Origin of the sequence: Streptomyces sp. NBC_00637 (assembly GCF_045161545.1) — a bacterium.
Lineage (GTDB): Bacteria > Actinomycetota > Actinomycetes > Streptomycetales > Streptomycetaceae > Streptomyces.
The window spans coordinates 8380105-8400038 of sequence record NZ_CP109046.1 but is presented as its reverse complement, the minus strand read 5'-3'; the positions used below and the strand labels follow the sequence as shown (position 1 = coordinate 8400038).

Genomic DNA, 19934 nt, shown 5'->3' with positions numbered 1-19934 from the left:
CCTCCCGCGCGGTCCGCCTACTGCCGGTGGCGGCGCTTGGCCTGTCGCGGTGGCAAGGTCAGTGTGATCTGCCGGACGAGCTGTTGGAAGCACGCGAGGGAGGCGAGGGCAGGCAGGGCGGCGCCGGCGATGCCGGTGAAGGTCTTGTCCGCCTGCGCTACGCACAGCATGACCGCGACGGAGGAGAAGAGGAGAACGATGAACCACGAGTGCACGGCTCGGCGTTGATGCAGGGCAGTGCGCAGGATGGAGAGAGACGCCACCATCCAGGGGCCGTAGACGAGAAGAGGCCACGTCGGGGTGATGCCGACACCCGTTCCGGACGTGATGTTCTGCAGCGGCTTGTAGGCCACCATGCCTCCGAAAACGCTGACCATCGCCACGATGACGGCGACGAGCGCGACGAGCGCGACGCTGCCGGTCTGCAACCATTTGAGCCGGGCTTTTCGGACCTGCATCTTGCGATGCCCGGCGGAGGAACCTCGGGTGGGCGGTAACTGAGCGCCGATCTGAGCCAGGTTCTTCACCTGGTCGGTGAAGTCGACGCCGGACGTCGGCTCGCTGCGAAGCGGTGGCACCCTGACCGGCTGTTCTGCCGGAACAGTCTCTTGCAGAAGATAGGCGAGTTCCTCGACCGGGTCCCAGCCCGTGTCGGCTGCGGTCAGGGGTACCTCTGCGTGGACACTGTCGTCAGGCACCCCGTTCCAGCCGGTCCTTGTCCCATAGGAATACGCGTCGGAGTAATACTCGTGCTGCGCGAACGACGGATTCACATAGTCATGATTCATGGCGTTGTTCCGCCACGCACCGCCTCGTGACGGCCCGGGTTTTCCTGGCCGTCCCACCGAGAATTGAGCTCCTCCTGCATCGCCTCCAGCAGCCCGAGGAAATCGCGTAGCAGCGGCTCGGTCATCCGGTAGTCGGCCCACGTGCCGCCTCCGGTCGCGGCCCCCTGTTCGACAAGCACCGAGCGCGTCGCACCAGACGGCCAAGCGCATTTCCCCACTGTCAGATCAGGGGGCGCAGGCAGATTATCCGTCCTCGCGTTGCGTTGAGGAAGTCCGTGGGACGTTGCTTTCGTCATATCCCGCTAACGCCACTCCGCCTCCTCCGGAGGCGCGGCAAGATGAGTGACCGTGACCCCGATACAGGTGACATTTCCTTGATCAAGTCCTACGTATCCCACTTTGCGCTTAATGAGCCGAGCGGGTTTTCCCCGGATTTTACCGAATGCTGACAGAATTCACCGCCGGTAGAAAAGGATGAGTATCTCGGTGGCCTTTTTGATCCGGACACGACAGCGTCCACCGATCTGGACCGAGTACGGCTGCCGCCGGCTCCGTGCCGGAACGAAACCGCGCCACAGCCGGCGCCCTCAGATCCACTCGGACGCCTCTAGGCCGATTGGCCGGAGGGGTGAGTGTCTCTGTGGGTGATCGGGCACCCATGTCCTGTCCGGCCCCCGGGCATCTTCGCCCTACTCATCAGACCCCCCGTCGGGAGCCTCGCGTGGAACCAGTCGCCGTCCCGAGAAACTGTCCGTTCGACTATGCCGAGGCGCTCGAGTTCGACCCTCTGCTCAAGCACTTGATGACCGAAGAGCCCGTCTCCCGCATCCGGCTGCCCCACGGCGACGGCGAGGCCTGGCTCGTCACAGGCTACGACGATGTGCGCACGGTGACCACCGATCGGCGTTTCAGCCGAAGCGCCGTCATCGGCCGTAATTTTCCGCGCATGACGCCTGAACCCATCGTTCAGGACGAGGCGATCAACGTGATGGACCCACCGGGTAGCAGCCGCCTGCGCAGCCTGGTCTCCAAGGGCTTCGCGCCCCGTCACATGGAACGCATGCGCGTCCGCACCCAGCATGTCGTGGACGAGTTGCTGGACCGGATGGAAGAGCACGGTTCTCCCGCGGATCTCACCGAGCACTTGGCGGACCCCCTCCCCCTGGCCACCATCTGCGAGGTCCTCAACATCCCCGAGGCCGACCGGGCCCGACTGCGCTCCCACGCCCGGACCATGATGGACACCGGCATCGACAACCGCAGCAACGCCGTACAGGCCAAGGCCGATCTGCGTGCCTACTTCGAGAAGTTGACGGCAGACCGTCGCGAGAACCCCGGCGAGGACCTGATCAGCGTTCTGGCCACGGCGCGTGACGGGGATGAGATTCTCAACGATCAGGAATTGGCAGTCATGGCCATGGTCCTGCTCATCACCGGCCAGGACACCACCACCTACCAGATCGGGAACATCGCCTACGCCCTGCTCACCCGCCCCGAAGAGCTCGCCATGCTGCGCTCCGACCCGTCGAAGCTCCCGCAGGCCATCGAGGAACTGTTGCGCTTCATCCCCTTCCGGAAAGGCGTCGGCATCCCCCGCGTCGCCACCGAAGACGTGGAGCTGAGCGGGGTGAAGATCCGCGCCGGGGACATCGTCCACGTCTCCTATCTGACGGCCAACCGTGACGGCCGGAAGTTCGACCGTCCCGACGTGCTGGATCTGGAACGCACTGGTCCGTCTCACATGACCTTCGGCTGGGGTGGCCATCACTGTCTCGGCGCTCCCCTCGCCACCACAGAATTGCAGGTCGCACTCGGAACCCTTCTGGAGCGCTTCCCGGACCTGAAGCTCGCGAAGCCGGCCGACGAAGTGCGCTGGAACAAGACGTCGATCTGGCGCTATCCGCTCGCGCTGCCCGTCACCTGGTGACCGCGGCCCTCTGCGACGCGGCGAGTCCACAGCTCTGAGGCCTGCCTCGGAATCCGCTGGGTGGCCATCCGTTGGGTGGCTGCTGCCCGCACCACTACGCCCAGCCCTGGCCTGCCCCCCCGCCGGACCCCGCGTCGGGGCGCAGTCCCGTTGCCGCCGGACCGGGCCCCGCGTCGGACTCGATGGCTCCGAGCGGCTGGGTGGCGGCCCCGCTCGGCACCAGGTGGATGCGGCCGGCTGCGTCGACGTAGGCGGCGGGTCCGCCGAACTTGTCCACCGTCCAGGTCACTCCGCGCAGGTCGGCGTCGCCCGCCGCGAGGTCGCCTATCTTCCGGGTGGCGGCCGTGCCGTCGGCGAAGGCGGTGAGCAGGAGCGCCCCGGCCGAGGTGTCATGGCGTACGAGATAGCCGTCGCCGAGCAGTGCCTCGCCGGACGGGACGGGGATGTTCGCTGCTCCATGAGGTGTTGCTCCACGCAACCCGAACTGCTTGGTTTTGCGGTCAACAGGCCGGCCCTTGGAACACAGCTCAAGTGCTTTCGAAATCAAGCGTCACCGAGGCGTCGGCCGGGCGGCGGCCCGCACTGATCCGGGGCATCCCGTTGCTCCTCGCTCGACGTGCGACGATCACGCTCCCGTCGTAGCGTGAGTCGGACGGCTGATCAAGCCGTGGCGGATCACTTTCCGCCCGAACGGGGAGAAGTCAATTCTTCGACATCTGCCCCGACCGCGCCCTGCCAGGCATATCGAAATCGGCGCCGGAGCCCACCGCAGGTCTGTTCGCAGCGTTTCCGCGCGGACGGATCCGGCTGGCTGCCGCCGAAAGACGAACAGCGTCATCCGGCCAGGGCGCGGCTGTGTGGACCACGTCCGCGGGAGGCCTTCCATGGCGGTTCTCTGCAAGCCTGCAATCCAGGTGCCCGAGTACGTCATCACCAACGAGGAAACCCTCGAGCTGGCGCAACGGTTGCACGGCGACCATCCGCAGCTCGATCTGGTCCTCCGCCTGATCGAGCACACCGGGGTACAGAAGCGGCATCTGATCCAGCCGATCGAGGAGGTGCTGCAGCATCCCGGCTTCGACGCCCGCAGCAGCGCCTACGAGGCGCACACCAAGGCCCGCGTTCCGGCGGTGGTGCGGCGGGCGCTCGACCATGCGGAACTGGAGCCGCGGCAGATCGACATGATCGTCTACGTCTCCTGCACCGGCTTCATGATGCCCCCGCCGACCGCATGGCTCATCGGCGAAATGGGCTTCCGGCCGGAGACACGGCAGCTGCCGATCGCCCAACTCGGCTGCGCGGCAGGCGGCGCGGCCATCAACCGGGCACACGACTTCTGCACGGCCTACCCGGACGCCAACGTACTCGTCGTCGCCTGCGAGTTCTGCTCGCTGTGTTATCAGCCCACCGATCTGGGCGTGGGATCGCTGCTGTCCAACGGGCTGTTCGGCGACGGAATCGCCGCGGCCGTGGTCCGGGGCAACGGGGGCACCGGAGTCCGCCTGGAACGCAACGGCTCGTACATCATCCCGCGGACCGAGGACTGGATCTCCTACGCGGTCCGGTCCACAGGTTTCCACTTCCAGCTCGACAAGCGCGTGCCCGGGACCATGGAGCCCCTCGCGCCGACGCTGCAGGCCGTCGCGGAACAGCACCATTGGAACGCCGGCAAGATGGACTTCTACATCATCCACGCGGGCGGTCCGCGCATCCTGGACGACCTGAGCCTCTTCCTCGACGTGCCCCCCGAGGCGTTCCGCTTCAGCCGCGCCACGCTCACCGAATACGGAAACATAGCCAGCGCGGTGGTACTCGACGCCTTGGCCCGCATGTTCGACGAAGCATCGGCCCTGCATGGCCACCGGGGCCTGATGGCCGGCTTCGGACCCGGCATCACCGCCGAGATCGCCCTGGGCACCTGGACCTCGGAGTCCGAATCCTGACGCGTCACCGTGCCGTGTCGACGATGAGGATCGGGTCGGTTTTCCGCGCACGTCGTGGGTATCGGCACCGACCCACCAGGGTCGCGTCGAAACGCCGGCGGGTGGGGTCAACTCCTCATCGTCAGGTAGGGTTTTGAGGCAACGATGGTCGGACCGGGCGCCGCAACGGCGCCCGGCTGTCCTGGACGGCGACCTCGTCGACGAGGCGAGAGCTGTTGTTGCGGACGCTGTTGACCATCGTGGAGACGGGCCGCGCGTCGAGGTGGCCGCCTGCGGGCTGTTCGAGGAGGGCGCGCAGTTCGTCGGGATTCCGGTGGGTGGGGTCGAGCCATGTGTCGTAGTGGTCGGGGGTGAGGGCGAGCGGCATGCGGGGGTGGACGCGGCCCGCCGCGTCGGTGGCTCGGGTGGTGATGATGGTGCAGGTCATCAGCCAGGCGTCCGGGTCGTCGTCGTGTTCGACGGCCGGGTCGCGCCAGTATTCGTACAGTCCGGCGAGGGCCAGCACCTGGTCGTCCTCGGAGTGGATGAAGTACGGCTGCTTGCGGGTCTTCCCGGTGTCGGGGTCCTTGACCTGTTCCCACTCGTAGAAGCCGTCGGCGGGCAGCAGACAGCGGCGGCGGGTGAACGCGCGACGGAAGGCGGGCTTCTCGTGCACGGTCTCCACCCGTGCGTTGATCATCCGGGAGCCGATCTTCACGTCCTTGGCCCAGGACGGCACCAACCCCCAGCGCAACGCCCGCAACTCCCGTGAGACTTCCGCGCTGTCGTCGCGGTCGCGAGGCGCTCGCTCGAGGACGGCCCACACGTTGTCGGTGGGGGCGACGTTCCAGCTCGGTGCGAGCGTCTCCGCGGGGGGCGGGTCGGAGACGTGGAAGAGGGGGGCGAGATCCTGAGGACTGCGAGTGGATACGTAGCGGCCGCACATGCCGCCACTGTGCCATTCATGCCCAGGGGTCGTCACCGACCATTCGGTCCGCTCGGAAGCTGTGTCTGCGTCTCTCTCCACTGCTCACACCGTCACAGCGTCGCAGCGTCACCGAGTCGACACGTTCAGGGCCTACGACCGATGAAGGCGAGCAGGCGAGTCTGTACTTCGGCGCTTTCGGGTACCTCGACCCGTGGCCCGTACTGCCCGCTCTTGCGGAGCACCTCGTCGAGCGGCAGCATCCCGTCGAGCAACCGGGCGCACCTGTCCGGGTCGAGGCGCTCCTCCTGGCCGGTGGCTCGCGCCAGGTCCCAGGTGTGCATGAAGACGTCGGCGGTGTAGAACCGGTCGACCGCCTGGTCCAGCGGAAGCTCTCCGATGTGCGGGTTCGACAGCGTCCTGCGCGCCGTGGCCGAATCGTCGAGGAGTGCCTGCACCCCGTCGCTGTGCACCGTCCAGGCCGCCACCGGGTCGTCGTCCACCGACGGCCCCTTCGGCAGTTCGACTCCGGCGCCGGCTTTCAGGAAGCTCGGGAACCACTCGACGAGGTGGCGCACCACATCCCGGGCGACCCACCCCTCGCACGGCGCCGGGTTGTCCCATGCCCCCGGACGCACTCCGCGCACGCGGTCGGTGAATACCCCCGCTACGGTGCGGTGCTCATCGGTTGCGCTTGTCATGATCTGAAGCCTTCTCTCTCGGTACGTCGGTCGGTGCCGCCGCTCGGGCGGCCACGAGCAGCTCGTCGAGCCGCTCGTGGCCTTCCCGGACGCCGCGTTGCATGCCGCTTTTGATCATCGAGTCACGGGCTTCGACGGAGTCCATGAGGGATGTGGTGGTGACCCGGGTGCGACCGCCGAGGTCCTCGAAGACGGTCGTCTCCAGGCTGACGCCGTCCGGGAAGCCGTCGAAGGCGAAGGTCTGCACGATGCGCTCGTCGAGACGTACCTCGTGGAACACGCCGCGGAAGCCGTACTCCGTCCCGTCGTCCTCGCGATGCACATAGCGGTACGACCCACCGCTGCGCGTGTCGTACTCGTCGATCCGCATGGTGAGTCGACGCGGGCCGAGCCACTGGATGACGAGTTCAGGGTCGGTGTAGGCACGGAACACACGATCCGGCGGAGCGTCGAACTCCCGGATGATGAGGATGGTGGGGAGAGCCGGGTCGGCCACGATCTGCGTCTCATGCCGGCGGTTCGCCTTCGTGGTGCTCATGATGCCGCCTCCTTCGTCGGGGTGCCCGCCGCCGGCTGTTCCTCCATCTGCTCGAGGACGCCATCGAGCTGACGGAATCGGTCCTCCGCCTCGCGCCGGTACCGTTCGATCCACTTCGTCATCAGGTCGAAGACCTCGCCCTCGAGGCGGCAGGGCCGCCGCTGAGCGTCCTTGCTTCGACTGATCAGACCGGCGTCCTCCAGGACCTTGATGTGCTTGGACACGGCCTGCACGGTCACGTCGTACGGCTCGGCCAGTTCGTTGACCGTGGCATCGCCGGAGGCCAGTCTGGCCACGATGTCGCGCCGGGTCGGGTCGGCCAGAGCGGAGAACACCCGGGACAGCCGGTCGTCGGCCACCTCGCACCTCGCATCTTCAACCAATCGGTTGAATAACCCTACGACCGAGCTCATGCCGTTGTCAACCGATTGGTTGAATAGGGATCGACGGAGCGGGCGGCTACGGCCTCCGCGGCCCACACCCGGGCGGAGGGCGTGACAGCCACGACGACCTCGGCATGCCAGATCTGTCCCGCGGCACGGCCCTGCAGCGGTGCGAGTCTGCGACGCGGCCGGGGAACCGGGGCTCTGGGGGCCAGGTCGGCTCAGGGGCTGATGGGCAGGTCCGTCCGCGCCTGTTCCAGGTCGGTGGCCCAGATCCACAGGCGGTGCTGTGGAGGCACGTGGTGGTAGCCGTACAGGCCGACCTCGGTCAGCGTCCGAAGGTCCACGCACACGCGTTGATAGGCCTGGCCGATCGCCTCGGCGGGATCGGCCGGTTCCCTGACACCGAGCTTGATGCAGGCCCGGTACTCGTATCCCAGCAGCAGGTCCTTTCCGAACTCGTTCCAGGCGCCGAGCTGTTGCGTCCAGGCGGCCTCGGCGTCCTCCAGCAGCAGATCGAGGTCACGGGCGGGCGGGATGGACGGGTAGATGAGGAAAGTGGCCGCCCAGCCGAGCGCCACCATGTCCAGATTGAACGTGCGCCGGCGGGGATCGTCGCGTGGTGGCAGCGGATCGGAGGCACTGCCGGTGAACCAGGGGGCGGTGTAGGCCAAAAGTCGTCCGTTGCCCTCGACGAGCTCGCCGGTGGCGATCACGGCCATCTTGCGCTGGGATCCGTCGGGGCGGTTCAGCCGATCGGCCACCATGGCCGTGTGGGCTTCGGCTGCCGCTTGACCGGCGGCCTGATGTCGTTGCGCGGCGTCGGGAGTGATCCGGGAGACGAGGTAGTCCCGCAGGTCCTGCGGGAGCGCGTCGTAGGTACCGTCCAGGAGTCGCGTCCTGGTGCGTTCCAGCGCGGCCTGCGCGGTGGCCGGGGCGCCGCCATAGTGGCTCTCGGGGGTGTCGATGGACACCATGCGGACGGCCATGGCGATATTTGGGGTGTCTCCGTCCGTGACGCTCAAAAGGCGATAGTCGTTGGCGGGCCGGCTGGGGCCCACGAAGCCGAGATCGACCACAGTTGTCCTCCCGAAGATGCGGCCCGAGGGTGCGCGACAGTCGGACGCCTGGTACGTAGCGGTGCCGATGGGGACTTCTGGGGCGGGCCGATTGCCGGTCCCCTAGCGATTCCTGGCTTCGATCTTCGCCAAACCTGCGCCGAGGATCCTCACCCGGCGGTATACGTCGATGCGGGCGCGAGCAGTATCGGGTTTCGCGGTGACGGTGGCCCCGAGCGACTGGCGATGCCGTCCCGTGCGGTGAGAGGCACCCGGCTCGGACGTGACCTTCACAAGATGGACACATCACGCACACCTATTGATCACCTCCGCTATGCTCCTGACGCCCTGTTCGCACCACTGAGGGGGGACTCCTCATGCGTATACGCCATGCCTTGGCCGCAACTGCAGCCGCGGGCACCATCGCCGTGATCGCCGCCGGACCGGCCCAGGCCACCGAGTACACGTCCGCGCTGAAGGTCAAGGGCGTCCAGTACGACGCCCCGGGCAGCGACTCCAACCGATGCTCCGGCGGCAACACCAAGGACGAGTACCTGACGATCAAGAACTACTCCCGTACCGCGACCGTCGACCTCAAGGGCTACGTCGTCAAGGACGCCACGGGCAACAAGTTCACCTTCGCCACCAGCCACAAACTCGAGCCGGGCGACTACGTGAAGCTGCGTGGCGGCAAGGGCACCAACTCCGACGCCGGCAACGTCGTCTACCGCCAGAACTGCAACTTCATCTGGAACAACGACAAGGACACCATCTACCTGCTCAAGCCCACCGGCGCCAGGGCGGACGTCCACTCCTACACCAAGCGCGCCAACGACACCGATGGGAACGGCTACATCAACTACCACGGCTGACCTCCCGCCGACGCCACCCCTCGCCCTACGGGGCGAGGGCAGACGTATGGTGCGCCCGACCCGCAGCGTCGGGGATGAGTGCGGTTCGGCGACGGCTTCTGCGGCCCACGGCGCCTGCTGACGGCCTGTCGTGAGGCCGAGGGTCCGGGCGGCGGCGTTGCCTTCTCGGAGAACAGCCTCTGGGGACCCCATCCTGTGCGTCACTATCCGTGCAGCCGCCCGATTCGAACGCGGCAACCTAGTCGAGCGACCCCAGGCGGTGGCGGTGTGAACCGACCGATCAACGGCACGTTGCATCACGTCGAGCTGTGGGTGGCGGACATCGACCGCGCGGTCGCTTCTCTCGGCTGGCTCCTGGAGGCACTGGGCCACACACGTTTCCAGAGCTGGAACGGCGGCCGCAGCTGGCGGCTCGGGCCGACCCATCTGGTCCTCGAACAGTCCCCCGCCCTCACCGCCGACCGGCACGACCGCTGCCGGCCGGGGCTGAACCACCTGGCGTTTCACGTCGACGACGAGATCGCGGTCGAGCGGCTGGCCACCGAGGCGACCGGGCACGGATGGCGCCTGATGTTCCCCGACCGGCATGTGCGACGGCCGAGCCGAGCCAATCCGATCCAAGGGCCGGCGCTCTGGCCGCGAAGGTTCACCGGGTCGGCAGTGTTGTCCGCGCACGAAGGGCCGCAGCACGGTGTCATGGTTCGCCGGTGCCATCGGCAGGTCGTTGTGGTCGGGCGGTACGCTGCGGGCCTTGAAGGGGGCTTCAGTTGCACCGTTCGATCGCCGTCGCACTCACCGGCACCCTTGTCCTGCTCGGCGCCCTCACCGCGTGCGACAGCCCGGAGCCGACCTCCCTCACCATGCCCGAAGTGTTCTACGTCCCTCCGTACGGCCAGAAGTCGGCCTTCTCCGAACCCCCCGAGTTCACCGTCAAGGCCGACGGCGGGGCGCCGTATCCCCGCGACGAGAACCACCACGTCACGGTCGACGTGCAGCAGGGCGCCAAGGACGTCGTACGGCTTCGCGAGTCCGGTCCGGACTGCCGGGCCGCTGATCCGGCCCACGTCACCTGCGACATCGCGAGCACCCTGGTCAACGGGGCCGGCGGGCGGCGGTTCACGCCGGTCGCCGCGCAGGGCGGCCGGATCGGGGACTGGGCGTTCGTGAAGGTCACGTACGGGGTGGAGGGCGGCAAGGAGCTCACCGCGCGTACGAAGGTGGTGATCGGTGAGCCCGTCGTCCAGGCGCTGGTGCCGAAGGCGTTCCAGGGCGTCCGTCCGGGGGCCGCGTTCACCGCGCCGCTGATCGTCCGGAACGCCGGCCAGGTGCCGGTGCGCGGACTCGGTGTCGAACTCAAGGCGGGGCGCGAGGAGTTCGCCGAGCGGTACAGCGGCTGCCGTTACCCCGGCCGGGACGCCTACTTCGGCGACATCGCCGTCTGCCGTTTCCCCGACGTGGTGATCCCGCCCGGCGAGACCGTCGTCCTGCGGCCCGGACTGCGGCTGCGCGCGTCGGACACGATGATGTACGGCGACATCGGTTCCGAGGTGTGGCCGCTGGACACCGAGCCTCAGTCGGGAGGCCACGGCACGCGGGGCACAGCGGGTGACGGTTCCGCTCTCCAAGTGAGCGCGGGGTCGGACGACTTGGCACCGGGCACCTTCGAAACCGGCGGTGGTACCACCCCGGTTTCCCTCGACACCCACGCCGACTACGAGGTCACCGGCGTCACCCTGCACGGCGAGGCCGGGGACACCCGCAAGCTCCGCATCACCGTCCGCAACAACGGTCCGGGAAACCCGGGCGCCGCCGCGGAGCTGGTCTTCGAGCAGCCTCTCGACAGTGGCGTCCTGAAGCAGCCCATGACGGAGATCGACGAGGACGAGTACGGCCCCTACTGCGAGAACAACCTCGCCTCCTATACCTGCCCCATCGAGGAACTCGCCCCCGGAAAGTCCCGCACCTACGAGTTCACCCTGCGCCTCGGCGCACCGGGAGCCGGACGGGTGAGCCTCAGGGACACCGAGGCGGCCATCCGTGACCATCACGTCCGGCACGACCCCGACCCGGTCGACGACGAGGCCGCGATCATCGTCGAGAAGTGACCCGATTCGGTCCCGACCGAGCCTCGGCGACCGGTCTCCCCCACCGCGCCGATCGGATGGTCCGGCGCCGTGTCACTTCGACCGGATCAGCCGGGCCTGCACGCCGTAGTGGTCGGAGAGATGGACCTGGCGGCCGTCGCCCAGGGTCACCTTGTCCTGGAACACGAGGTCGGCCTTGCCGGTCAGCGTCTCCCCGGCTGCGGCCCGGATCAGTACGTGGTCCAAGGCGGGCGGCGACGGCCATTGCGGTGTGGGCCGGTAGGTCGGACGCGTGTCGTCGGCGAGGATGTCGCGCAGGCCCGCCGTGGCGATGAAGTGGGCGAGTGCCGCCGAGTCGCGCGGGACGTTCAGGTCACCGACCACGGCCACGGGCAGGGACGGGCCGACGGCCGCGATCAGCTCGGTGATGTGGGCCAGTTCGGCATCTGCGATCCGCGTGTACCGGTTCGTGGGAGACCAGTCGTCGTCCCGGTTGGCCGACAGGTGGGTGTTCACGACGACCAGTTCACCGTCCGGGGTGGCGACGGACGCCAGCTGGGCACCCTTGCGCATGAGGAATTCGCCGCGCACCGGGCCCGTCATCGGGTAGCGCACGAACCGCCATCGGCTGATCGGCCACCGGGACAGCAGCACCAGGCCGCCCTTGAGCAGGACCGTGCCCGAGTGGGCGACGTGCCGGTACGCGGGAGCGGCACGGCGGATCAGCCGGGCGTTGCGGCGGAACATGACCTCCTGCAGGCACACGATGTCGTAGTCGGACCGCTCGAGCGCCGCGCCGAGGGCCCGCAGCCGGGCCAGGACGTCGCCGGTGAAGAGCGTGTTCATGGTCAACAGCCGCAGGTCCTTCACTGACTTGTCGCCTTCCGTCCGGTGGCCTGTCGGGCCGTGCGGGGAGCCGCGTACGGCATCGATCGTACTGTCGACCCTTCGCCGGACGGCCCGAAGTCGTGGATGGACAGGGGACGTTACTGGATCTTGATCCGGTGACCGAGCGCCTTGTTGTCTGCGGCCGACACGAGCCCCGAGCCCCTCCTGCCCTGTCCTCGGGTACTGGACGACGCGTCTAGCCGGTCATGGCGTCGCGTACGAGCGCGGTGTCGACGAACTGCTCGAAGCGGACGATCAGACCACCACGCACCACGAAGTGGTGCGCGACACGGACGCCGATCGCCTTGCCGGTGGCCTTGTTGACGGCGCTGTAGCGGGCGAGGACGACGACGTTCTCGCCGTCGACGACATAGATGTCGTCGTGGGCGGTCCAGTCGTCCCAGTCCGCGCCCAGCCTCTCCATCACGTGGGTGGTGACGCCGTGGGGCGTGCGATAGGTGCCGGCGAGGGGGAAGCCGGCCATCTCCGTCCACTCCACGTCCGGGGCGAGAGTGGCCCGAAGGGCCTCCAGGTCGCCTGCCGCGGAGGCGAGGTACTGGCGGCGTACGACATCGGCGGGGGCGACGGAGGTCGCGAACTCGGTCATGTCAGCCCCACTTCATTTCGCCCTTGGCGACCTTCGCGCCGATCTGGGCGGCGATCAGCATGCCGTTGCCCGGGTAGCGCTTGACGAGTGCGTCGGTCAGCGCGGCGCCGTCGGTCGCCTTGGCGAGCTCCTCCTCGAAGGTGACGAGGTACTCGCGGGTGGCGGAGATGGCACTCGCGTCGGCCGCGGTGCCGGGCAGTCGGTGGCCCGGGACGACCAGTTCAGGCTGGAGGGCGGCCATCTCGTCCAGCAGGTCGATCCAGGCGGCGCGGTCACCGGGGGTGGGAGTGTCGGCGACCCATACGTGCTCCTGCTGGAAGAGCAGGACGCCGCCGAGCAGGGCGCGGGCCTCCGCCTGCCACAGGTAGTGGCGGTCGGGCAGCGCGGCCGGTCCGCCCTTGAGCTCGAAGCGGTGGCCCTCCAGGGTCAGGGCGTCGCCGGTCAGCGGGGTGAGGTCGACCAGGCGGGTGGGAAGGTTCGGGCCGAGCGCGGCCCATGCCTTGAGCTTGCCCTCGTAGGAGTGCCGGATGTGCTCGATGACGAGCGGTGTGGCGACGAACGTCGCTTCCGGGAAGGCGTCGGCGAGGATCTCCGCGCCGAAGTAGAAGTCGGGGTCGGCGTGGCTGACGAAGACGGTGGCCGGCGTCTTGCCCGAGTCGAGGATCTCGGCGGCCAGGCGGTGCCCGTCGGCGCGGGTGAAGCCCGCGTCCACCAGAAGCGCCTCGTTCTCGCCGGTGACGAGGGTGGCGGTCTTGTTCTTGCTGCCGGCCGGGAAGTCCAGGTCGAGGACCTTGAAGGTCAGGGTGCTCATATGGGGCTCCTGTGCGAGTGGGGTGAGGACAGCGGGGTCAGGGCGTACGAAGAGCCGCGAGTCGCTGGTCGATCTCGTCGGCGGTGGCATGGCCGTATGCCAACGGGGTGGCGGAGTCCGCGTCGACTACCAGCAGCGTGGGGAAGCCGGTGACGCCCAGTTCCGCCGCGCGGTGGAAGTCGCCCGCCGCGGTATACGGCGCGTCGGGGCTTTCGAAGGCGGCGACCACGGCGTCGGCGTCCAGCCGGGCCGTCTCCGCGATCTTCCGATAGGTGGCCGCGTCCGACAGGCTGCGCCCGTCGACGTAGAAGGCGCGCTGAAGGGCGATGGCGAGTTCCGCCGCGCGGTCGGGGGCCGCTTGGCGCAGGGCCGCGATGCCACGGGCGGCGGCCTCGGAGTCCATCACGAACGTGCCGTCGGCGATCAGCCGCTCATAACCCTCGCCGAACGCGGCACCGGTCAGCTCGGCGATTTCGGCGTTCGCGCCCTGGACGTGACCGAACTCGCGGATCGGCACCCGACGGGGTCCGGTGAACAGGCCGCCGGAGACCACCTCGACCGGCAGTTCGGGGTGGCGGGAGACGACCTCGCGCAGGGTCGCCGAGAATCCGTGCGACCAGCCACAGTAGGCATCGAAAACGTAGACGAGCTTCATCAGGGACCTCGGCAGGGTGGGGGCCCGCGCCTTCCGCGGGCGATTCACCTGACTAAACAGTAACTGACTCGTCAGATATTTCCGGCTGACTGTGACGCGCGCCACACCGAAGCCACTCACGTCATGACATCAGCGCTGTCGCCGCACCGCGGGTCAGGGGCAGTTCAGGGCAGCCGCGGCAGCACGTCCCGGGCCGTATGGCTGAGGATGCGGAGATCCTCCGCGAATCGCGCACGGTCCGCAGCGGGGAGCGGCTGCACGAAGTACCGCTGGATGTTCTCCACGTGGACCCGTGAGGCGCGTACCGCCGTCTCCTCACCCAGCGCGGTCAGACGGACCAGCCGCCCACGCCGGTCGTCGGGATCCTCGGCGCGCTCGACGAGACCCGCTGCCTCCATCCGGTCGACCAGCCGGGTGGCACCTCCCGTGGTCAGAACCTGTTCCTGGGCGACGGCGCGCATCGACAGCCCCGGCTCCCCCGCCCGGCCCAGGATCAGCAAGGCCTCGAAGACCAGATGGCTGATGCCGCACTCCTTCTCGAGCGCCCGGCCGAGGATGTACTCCAGCCGGTTGGCCGCCCCCTGCAGCCGCCCGAACGCCAGAATGAGGTCATGGTCGGCGGCCTCCTTCGCCGTCCTGATCTCAGCTTCCTCACCCACGGCCGCGCCGCCCCCTTCAGTCGTCCCGTCACCACCGTACCGATCATGCGGGGAACGGGCAGGACAGGAGCCGACCGGACCGGTCGAGCGACAGCAACGCCGTCGCGGGGCGACCGGCCTCCCTTGCCGGATGCGGGGAGCGGGGAGCGGGCGAGGGTGCCACCCGCTCCGCTGGCCGGGCACGGTCGCTCAGTTGATGCGGACGATCTTCCAGAGCTGGTCGTCGACGTTCACGTCGGTCCACTGGACGACCGCGGCGCCGTTGCCGGTGGCGGACTGGGCGACGCCGGCGTCGAGGCCGCTGTTGACGTTCTTCAGTTCGTAGGAGCCGTTGCCCGCGTCGGTGAGAGTCCACTTCTGTGAATTGGCGGTGGAGGGCACGTTCTGGACGACGGGGGCTCCAGCGGTGCCGGAGCCGCTACGGATGTCCGGGTTGAGGTTGCTGTTGGCGTTCTTGATGGTCCAGGCACCGCCGCCGGCGGACTGGAAGGTGAACAACTGGCAGGCGCAGGCGGAGTTCTGCCACTGGTCGGCGGCCGTGTCGGCGGCGGTGGACGCGTTCGGGATGTCTAGATACTTGCCGCTGTTCTTGTTGACGAGGACGTACTGTCCGGTGCCCAGCGGCGGCGGGGCGGTCTGCGTGAGGTTCCAGCGCCGGCAGGCGCAACCGGTGCCGCTCCACTGGGCGGCGGTGGTACCGCGGTGGTGGAGGCGTTGGGGATCTCGAGGATCCTGCCGGTGACCCGGTTGGTGAGCGTGTAGCCGCCCACCGGGTTCGGGGCGACGGCCCACTCGTGGTCCAGGGCGCCGTTGTCGTCCCACTGGAGGATCTTCGCGCCGTCGGCGGTGGACTGGTTCTCCACGCCCAGCACTTTGCCACGGGCGACGTTGAAGACCTTGAAGAAGCCCGAGGGCTGCGCCACCGCTTCAGTCCTCGAGCGGCCCGTAGTCGAACCAGTCGAAGTGGACGGTGCCGGTCGAGGCGTACATGCCGAGGACCCGGCCGGTGAAGCCGCCCGCGACCTCGGTCGACAGGTACCGGCCGTCGAGCGCCGCAAGCTCGACGAACGTGCCTTCCGCATCCTCCACGCCGAGTGAGACGGTGTCCGGTCCCTGCCGGGCGTCGGTGACCTTCTCGGTGACTGCCACCCCGATCCTGAGCACCACCGGGCCGGTGGCCGTCGCGCGGTAGGCCACCACCGTCCGCAGTGGTCCGATGCGGGCGAGGACCCGGACCTGGCCGGGCGTCGCCTCGATCTCGTAGTGGTGCTCCTCGTCGAGACGAACCGTGAGGCCCCCACACCCTTCGGCCGGGTCGACCAGGACCCGTGCGCGGCACGAGAGATGCTGCTGGCGACGGCCGACGAAGGTGACCTCGGGGTCGTCCGGTGACTCTCCGCGGGCGCGCAGGCTCAGCCAGCCCGCCCGTTCCGACGTGGTGCAGTTCTCCGCGGGCCGGGAGCGCAACGAGACCCAGGCCGGGGCGAGTTCACCGAGGTCGAAGTCGTCCCGGACCGGTGCGAGGGCAGGCTCGTGGAGCGGCCAGGGAGGCGGGGCCATGGTGGGTGACACCTCGCCGACGACCGGCCAGTCGTCGACCCAGCTCACCGGAGCCAGGAATGTCTCCCGGCCGAGCACGTGCCAGCCCGGAGTGCCGCCGCGTGGTCGGACTCCGAGGAACACCATCCACCACGAGCCGTCCGGCCCCTGCACCAGGTCTCCGTGACCGGTGTTCTGGATGGGACGGTCGGTGCCGCGATGGGTCAGGATCGGGTTGTCCGGGCACGGCTCGAACGGACCGCCTGGCGTGCGGCCACGGGCGATCGAGACGCCGTGGCACCGCTCCGTGCCGCCCTCGGCGATGAGCAGGTACCAGTAGTCGCCGATGCGGTACAGGTGCGGCGCCTCCGGGGCCTTGGCGCCATGCGCGCCCGACCAGAGGCGCCGTGACTCACCGAACGTCTCTCCGGTGCGGGGGTCGATGCGGACCTGGCTGACGCCGGCGACGGTGCACCAGCAGTTGCCGTCGTCGTCCCAGGCGATATCCGGGTCGATGCCGTGCACGCCGGGCAGCGGGATCGGGTCGGACCAGGGGCCGGCGGGGTCGGTGGCCGTGAACAGCAGGTTGCCGTCGCTGCTCACGTTCGTGATGATCAGCCAGAAGCGGCCGTCGTGGTGGCGCAGGGTGGGCGCGTAGAGGCCGCCGGACGAGGGGGTGCCTGACGGCAGACGCAGTTGACTCGGGCGGTCGAGGGCGTTGCCGATCTGGGTCCAGTGCACCAGATCCCGGCTGTGGAAGATCGGCACGCCGGGGAAGTACTCGAAGCTGGAGCATGCGAGGTAGTAGTCCTCGCCGGCCCGGCAGATGCTCGGGTCGGGGTGGAACCCCGGGATGACGGGGTTGCTGATGGTGTGGTCCCTCTCGGACACGCTCGGCACATCGAGTCCCTTCATGGCGTCGACCGCACGGTGCCCGTCAACTCTCCGGGATGGCTGCGCAGTTGCACAACACGATCGAATACGCCGGCACGGTCTGACGGAGTGGCCCGTCCAGTAGGACGTACACCGCGACCCGGTGACGGCGCCCAGATCGCACCGCACGCAGCAGGGCCCGGGCCGCGCGTCGCGGTCCGGGCCCTGCTGCGTGCGGTGCCGCCCTGTGGCGGCGGTGCGTCAGCTCTGTGCGGTGTCGTCGTCCGTCTGCGCCGCGCTCTCGGCTGCGGCTGCCTTCTCGCGCATCTTGCGTACCAGCTCCGCCTTCTGGTCGGCGGCACCCTCACGGTCGAGGTTGCGGTGCGGGCCGTTGTTCTGCCGCTCGGCGCGGGACAGCTTCTTGCGCTGGCCGCCGCCCATGCCCACGGGGTTGTTGATGTTCTTGCTCACGGGTTCTCCCGGAATGATGTGAAGTGATCTGCGGACTCATCGGTGGGGGACGGGCGCGGCCACGTCGAGGGACGTCGGCAGGGGCCCGTCACGCTCTCACTCGTAGATCGGCGTCTGGAAGAACATGACAAGGACGTTACCCGGTTCCGTCGGCCCCGCGCACCAAACTTTTCGCCGCCCCGGCACCGGCCGGGCCTTCGGCGGGCGCCCGGAGTCAGCCGTTCCCTTCCGGGAATCTCAGCACCGCCGGCGCCTGCTCACGGCCGCCGCCCGCCCGGGCAGGTCCGGATGCGCGGTTCCGGATGGGCAGTTCCCGCTGGGCGGTTCCCGATGGGGCGCGACCGCGCCGCCGTGGGCGTCGTCGGCCAGGTCATCGCGATCACACTGACGGCATGCGCGTCTGCGCGTCACACATCACTCGACCGAGCAGCTACTTGAACTCGATGCGTCCTGTCGGGTCGGGGTCGGTCGTCAGTGCCTCTATCGCGGCCGGCCACGTCAGGGCACCGGAGTGGAGCTGCGTGTGGAGGTAGGCCGCGGTGAGGCGGGCGAGGGCGGCGACCTGGTGGGGGTTCTCGTCGGTGGTCTCGGCGGCGTCGTATCCGGCGATCCCGCCGAGTCCGTGCTCCGCGCCGAACAGGGTGAGGAGAGCCTTGGGTGCGGGGGCGAGGGTGTAGGGGTCGGCGTGCCAGTCCGGTCCCCTGTCCGTGAAGTGCCGGGAGTCGTCCTTGTCGCCGACGACGACCAGGGCGGGCGTGGTCATCGTGGAGAAGTCGATGGTCCGGAAGACCGGCAGCGCGTCGGCCATCGGTCCGTTGAGGACGTCGCCCCTGCCGGGCGCGGCGAGCAGCACGCCCGCCTTGATCCGGGGTTCGAGGAGGCTCACCGCTTCGCCGTCGTCGGGGTCGGTGACCCGGGCACCGAGGAGGAGGCTGGAGGTGAAGCCGCCGAACGAGTGCCCGGCGACGGCCACCTTGGTGTGGTCGATCCGCCCCGAGAGCAGTGGCACGGCCTTCTCGATCGTGTCGAGTCGGTCGAGGATGTGCGTCATGTCCTCGGAGCGCGAGCGCCAGAAGAAGGGCGCCCCGGGGGCGTCGGCAACCTGGTGGCTCAGCGTCCTGGAGGAGAGGTGGGTGGGCTGGACGACCACGAATCCCTGGGCGGCCCAGGAGTTGACGAGCGGTGCGTAGCCGTTGAGCGAGGAGAGGTTGTTGGAGGGGCCGTGCCCGTGGGAGAGGAGGATGACGGCGAGTCCGGTTCCGGTCGCGGGTGCGGAGACGCGGACCTGAAGGTCCACGGGGCGCCCGGGCACGGAGAGGACTACCGGGCTGTAGGACAGGACCGGGACGGGCGTGCCCGAGGCGTCGACACCGGTGACAGCTGATGCGCTCACGATGGGGGTTCCCTTTCGGTGGCATTCCTGCCCGCCGGTCTCGTGCGACCTGACAACGGACAGGGTGGTCAGAGGCATGCCGCTTCGACTAACCTGAAACGGAACGCCGCTCCACTTAGTATCCGGAGCAGCGCTCCGTTTTGTCAATCGGTCTCGGACGGAGGAGAACGTGATGGCCACCGACAGTGCTGCGGGAGAGCCGCCGTCCCGCGGCAAGCGTGCCGACGCCCAGCGCAACCGGGAGACGGTGCTCGCTGCCGCCGCCGAGGCGTTCGTCGCCTCTGGTGTCGACGCGCCGATCCGGCAGATCGCGGCGCGAGCGGGCGTGGGGATGGCCACGATCTACCGCCACTTCCCGACCCGGGCGGATCTCGTCACCGCCGTCTACCGCCACCAGATCGAGGCATGCGCGGAGGCCGGTCCCCACCTGCTGGCCAGTGCCGACTCGCCGCTCGACGCACTGCGCCAGTGGATCGACCTCTTCGTCGACTTCCTCGTCACCAAACACGGACTCGCCGACGCCCTGCAGTCCGACGACGACCGCTTCGCCGCACTGCACGCCTACTTCCTCGACCGCCTGCTGCCCGTCTGCGCCCGCCTGCTCGACGCCGCGGTAGACAACGGCGACATCCGGCCCGGCACGCAGCCGTACGAGCTGATGCGCGGCATCGGCAACCTCTGCATCGGACACGACAACGACCCCCGGTACGACCCCCGACGCCTGATCGCTCTCCTCCTTCAGGGACTCCAGCGACCTCACGCGCTCTGATGCCGACGGGTGCGTTGCGACCCGGTTCCTCCACGCCTCCGGCGTGCGCGGCCGCCCCTCGGCTGCCTCTC

23 protein-coding genes and 1 pseudogene are annotated in these 19934 nt (G+C 68.8%); 6 read left to right on the top strand and 18 right to left on the bottom strand.

The features are described 5' to 3' along the window. Positions 1-17: 17 nt before the first annotated feature. Together OG440_RS37135 and OG440_RS37130 are read right to left on the bottom strand one after the other, a co-directional pair. Complete coding sequence (locus OG440_RS37135) at positions 18-788, bottom strand: DUF2637 domain-containing protein (protein ID WP_406011147.1); 771 nt, start codon at positions 786-788, stop codon at positions 18-20. Then, entirely contained in the window at positions 785-967 is a 183-nt protein-coding gene (locus OG440_RS37130; RefSeq protein WP_406011146.1) for a hypothetical protein, read from the bottom strand. Before OG440_RS37130 ends, OG440_RS37135 begins: the two co-directional genes overlap by 4 nt. Before the next feature lie 542 nt (positions 968-1509). Between OG440_RS37130 and OG440_RS37125 the strand changes: the two genes are divergently transcribed. Further along, a complete protein-coding gene (locus OG440_RS37125) occupies positions 1510-2715 on the top strand; it encodes a cytochrome P450 (RefSeq protein ID WP_406011145.1) in 1206 nt (401 codons plus the stop codon). A gap of 94 nt (positions 2716-2809) precedes the next feature. Here OG440_RS37125 and OG440_RS37120 read toward each other — a convergent pair whose 3' ends face one another. Next, the gene (locus tag OG440_RS37120; protein ID WP_406011144.1) at positions 2810-3193 is read right to left on the bottom strand and encodes a hypothetical protein; all 384 of its coding nucleotides are present in this window, start codon (positions 3191-3193) and stop codon (positions 2810-2812) included. A gap of 406 nt (positions 3194-3599) precedes the next feature. Between OG440_RS37120 and OG440_RS37115 the strand changes: the two genes are divergently transcribed. Beyond that, entirely contained in the window at positions 3600-4658 is a 1059-nt protein-coding gene (locus OG440_RS37115; protein WP_406011143.1) for a type III polyketide synthase, read from the top strand. Between the two features lie 121 nt (positions 4659-4779). On the opposite strand, the gene OG440_RS37110 is transcribed toward OG440_RS37115, so the two are convergent. From OG440_RS37110 to OG440_RS37090, 5 genes are all read right to left on the bottom strand, one after another. After that, a complete protein-coding gene (locus OG440_RS37110) occupies positions 4780-5583 on the bottom strand; it encodes an SOS response-associated peptidase (protein ID WP_406011142.1) in 804 nt (267 codons plus the stop codon). Between the two features lie 125 nt (positions 5584-5708). Further along, positions 5709-6263 carry a TIGR03086 family metal-binding protein gene (locus tag OG440_RS37105; RefSeq protein ID WP_406011141.1) on the bottom strand — a complete coding sequence of 185 codons (555 nt, stop codon included), beginning with the start codon at positions 6261-6263 and terminating at the stop codon, positions 5709-5711. Further along, positions 6244-6801 (bottom strand): SRPBCC family protein, encoded by a 558-nt coding sequence (locus OG440_RS37100; RefSeq protein ID WP_406011140.1) that lies wholly within the window; start codon positions 6799-6801, stop codon positions 6244-6246. The genes OG440_RS37105 and OG440_RS37100 overlap by 20 nt, the downstream gene beginning before the upstream one ends. Continuing rightward, positions 6798-7160 (bottom strand): ArsR/SmtB family transcription factor, encoded by a 363-nt coding sequence (locus OG440_RS37095; RefSeq protein ID WP_406011139.1) that lies wholly within the window; start codon positions 7158-7160, stop codon positions 6798-6800. Before OG440_RS37095 ends, OG440_RS37100 begins: the two co-directional genes overlap by 4 nt. Before the next feature lie 245 nt (positions 7161-7405). Next, complete coding sequence (locus OG440_RS37090) at positions 7406-8173, bottom strand: hypothetical protein (RefSeq protein WP_406011138.1); 768 nt, start codon at positions 8171-8173, stop codon at positions 7406-7408. A 446-nt stretch (positions 8174-8619) separates the two neighbouring features. Here OG440_RS37090 and OG440_RS37085 point away from each other — a divergent pair, with 446 nt between their 5' ends. From OG440_RS37085 to OG440_RS37075, 3 genes and pseudogenes are all read left to right on the top strand, one after another. Further along, entirely contained in the window at positions 8620-9114 is a 495-nt protein-coding gene (locus tag OG440_RS37085) for a lamin tail domain-containing protein (protein ID WP_406011137.1), read from the top strand. Between the two features lie 267 nt (positions 9115-9381). Continuing rightward, positions 9382-9702: pseudogene (locus tag OG440_RS37080) on the top strand (VOC family protein); the annotation flags it as partial. Positions 9703-9881: 179 nt separating this feature from the next. After that, positions 9882-11219, top strand: a complete 1338-nt coding sequence (locus tag OG440_RS37075) for a hypothetical protein (protein WP_406011581.1) — start codon at positions 9882-9884, stop codon at positions 11217-11219. A gap of 72 nt (positions 11220-11291) precedes the next feature. Here the strand turns inward: OG440_RS37075 and OG440_RS37070 are convergent, their stop codons facing one another. The 10 genes from OG440_RS37070 to OG440_RS37025 form a co-directional block, all read right to left on the bottom strand. Beyond that, positions 11292-12044, bottom strand: coding sequence for an endonuclease/exonuclease/phosphatase family protein (locus tag OG440_RS37070; protein ID WP_406011567.1), 753 nt, complete (start codon positions 12042-12044; stop codon positions 11292-11294). 238 nt (positions 12045-12282) lie between these two features. After that, the gene (locus OG440_RS37065) at positions 12283-12693 is read right to left on the bottom strand and encodes a nuclear transport factor 2 family protein (RefSeq protein WP_406011136.1); all 411 of its coding nucleotides are present in this window, start codon (positions 12691-12693) and stop codon (positions 12283-12285) included. A gap of 1 nt (position 12694) precedes the next feature. Further along, entirely contained in the window at positions 12695-13504 is an 810-nt protein-coding gene (locus tag OG440_RS37060; RefSeq protein WP_406011135.1) for an MBL fold metallo-hydrolase, read from the bottom strand. A gap of 37 nt (positions 13505-13541) precedes the next feature. Continuing rightward, complete coding sequence (locus OG440_RS37055) at positions 13542-14159, bottom strand: DsbA family protein (protein ID WP_406011566.1); 618 nt, start codon at positions 14157-14159, stop codon at positions 13542-13544. Positions 14160-14323: 164 nt separating this feature from the next. After that, on the bottom strand, positions 14324-14818 hold the full coding sequence (locus OG440_RS37050; RefSeq protein WP_406011134.1) for a MarR family winged helix-turn-helix transcriptional regulator: 495 nt from the start codon (positions 14816-14818) through the stop codon (positions 14324-14326). 189 nt (positions 14819-15007) lie between these two features. Next, positions 15008-15439 (bottom strand): RICIN domain-containing protein, encoded by a 432-nt coding sequence (locus OG440_RS37045; RefSeq protein WP_406011565.1) that lies wholly within the window; start codon positions 15437-15439, stop codon positions 15008-15010. After that, positions 15388-15741 (bottom strand): RICIN domain-containing protein, encoded by a 354-nt coding sequence (locus OG440_RS37040; protein ID WP_406011133.1) that lies wholly within the window; start codon positions 15739-15741, stop codon positions 15388-15390. The genes OG440_RS37045 and OG440_RS37040 overlap by 52 nt, the downstream gene beginning before the upstream one ends. A 4-nt stretch (positions 15742-15745) precedes the next feature. After that, the gene (locus tag OG440_RS37035; protein ID WP_406011132.1) at positions 15746-17272 is read right to left on the bottom strand and encodes a glycoside hydrolase family 43 protein; all 1527 of its coding nucleotides are present in this window, start codon (positions 17270-17272) and stop codon (positions 15746-15748) included. A 219-nt stretch (positions 17273-17491) separates the two neighbouring features. Next, on the bottom strand, positions 17492-17701 hold the full coding sequence (locus tag OG440_RS37030; protein ID WP_406011131.1) for a DUF6243 family protein: 210 nt from the start codon (positions 17699-17701) through the stop codon (positions 17492-17494). Positions 17702-18131: 430 nt separating this feature from the next. After that, positions 18132-19094: an alpha/beta hydrolase family protein gene (locus OG440_RS37025; protein WP_406011130.1), complete on the bottom strand. Its 963-nt coding sequence runs from the start codon at positions 19092-19094 to the stop codon at positions 18132-18134. A gap of 172 nt (positions 19095-19266) precedes the next feature. On the opposite strand from OG440_RS37025, the gene OG440_RS37020 reads away from it, so the two are divergent. Further along, positions 19267-19863, top strand: a complete 597-nt coding sequence (locus OG440_RS37020) for a TetR/AcrR family transcriptional regulator (protein ID WP_406011129.1) — start codon at positions 19267-19269, stop codon at positions 19861-19863. The last annotated feature ends 71 nt before the right edge of the window (positions 19864-19934 follow it).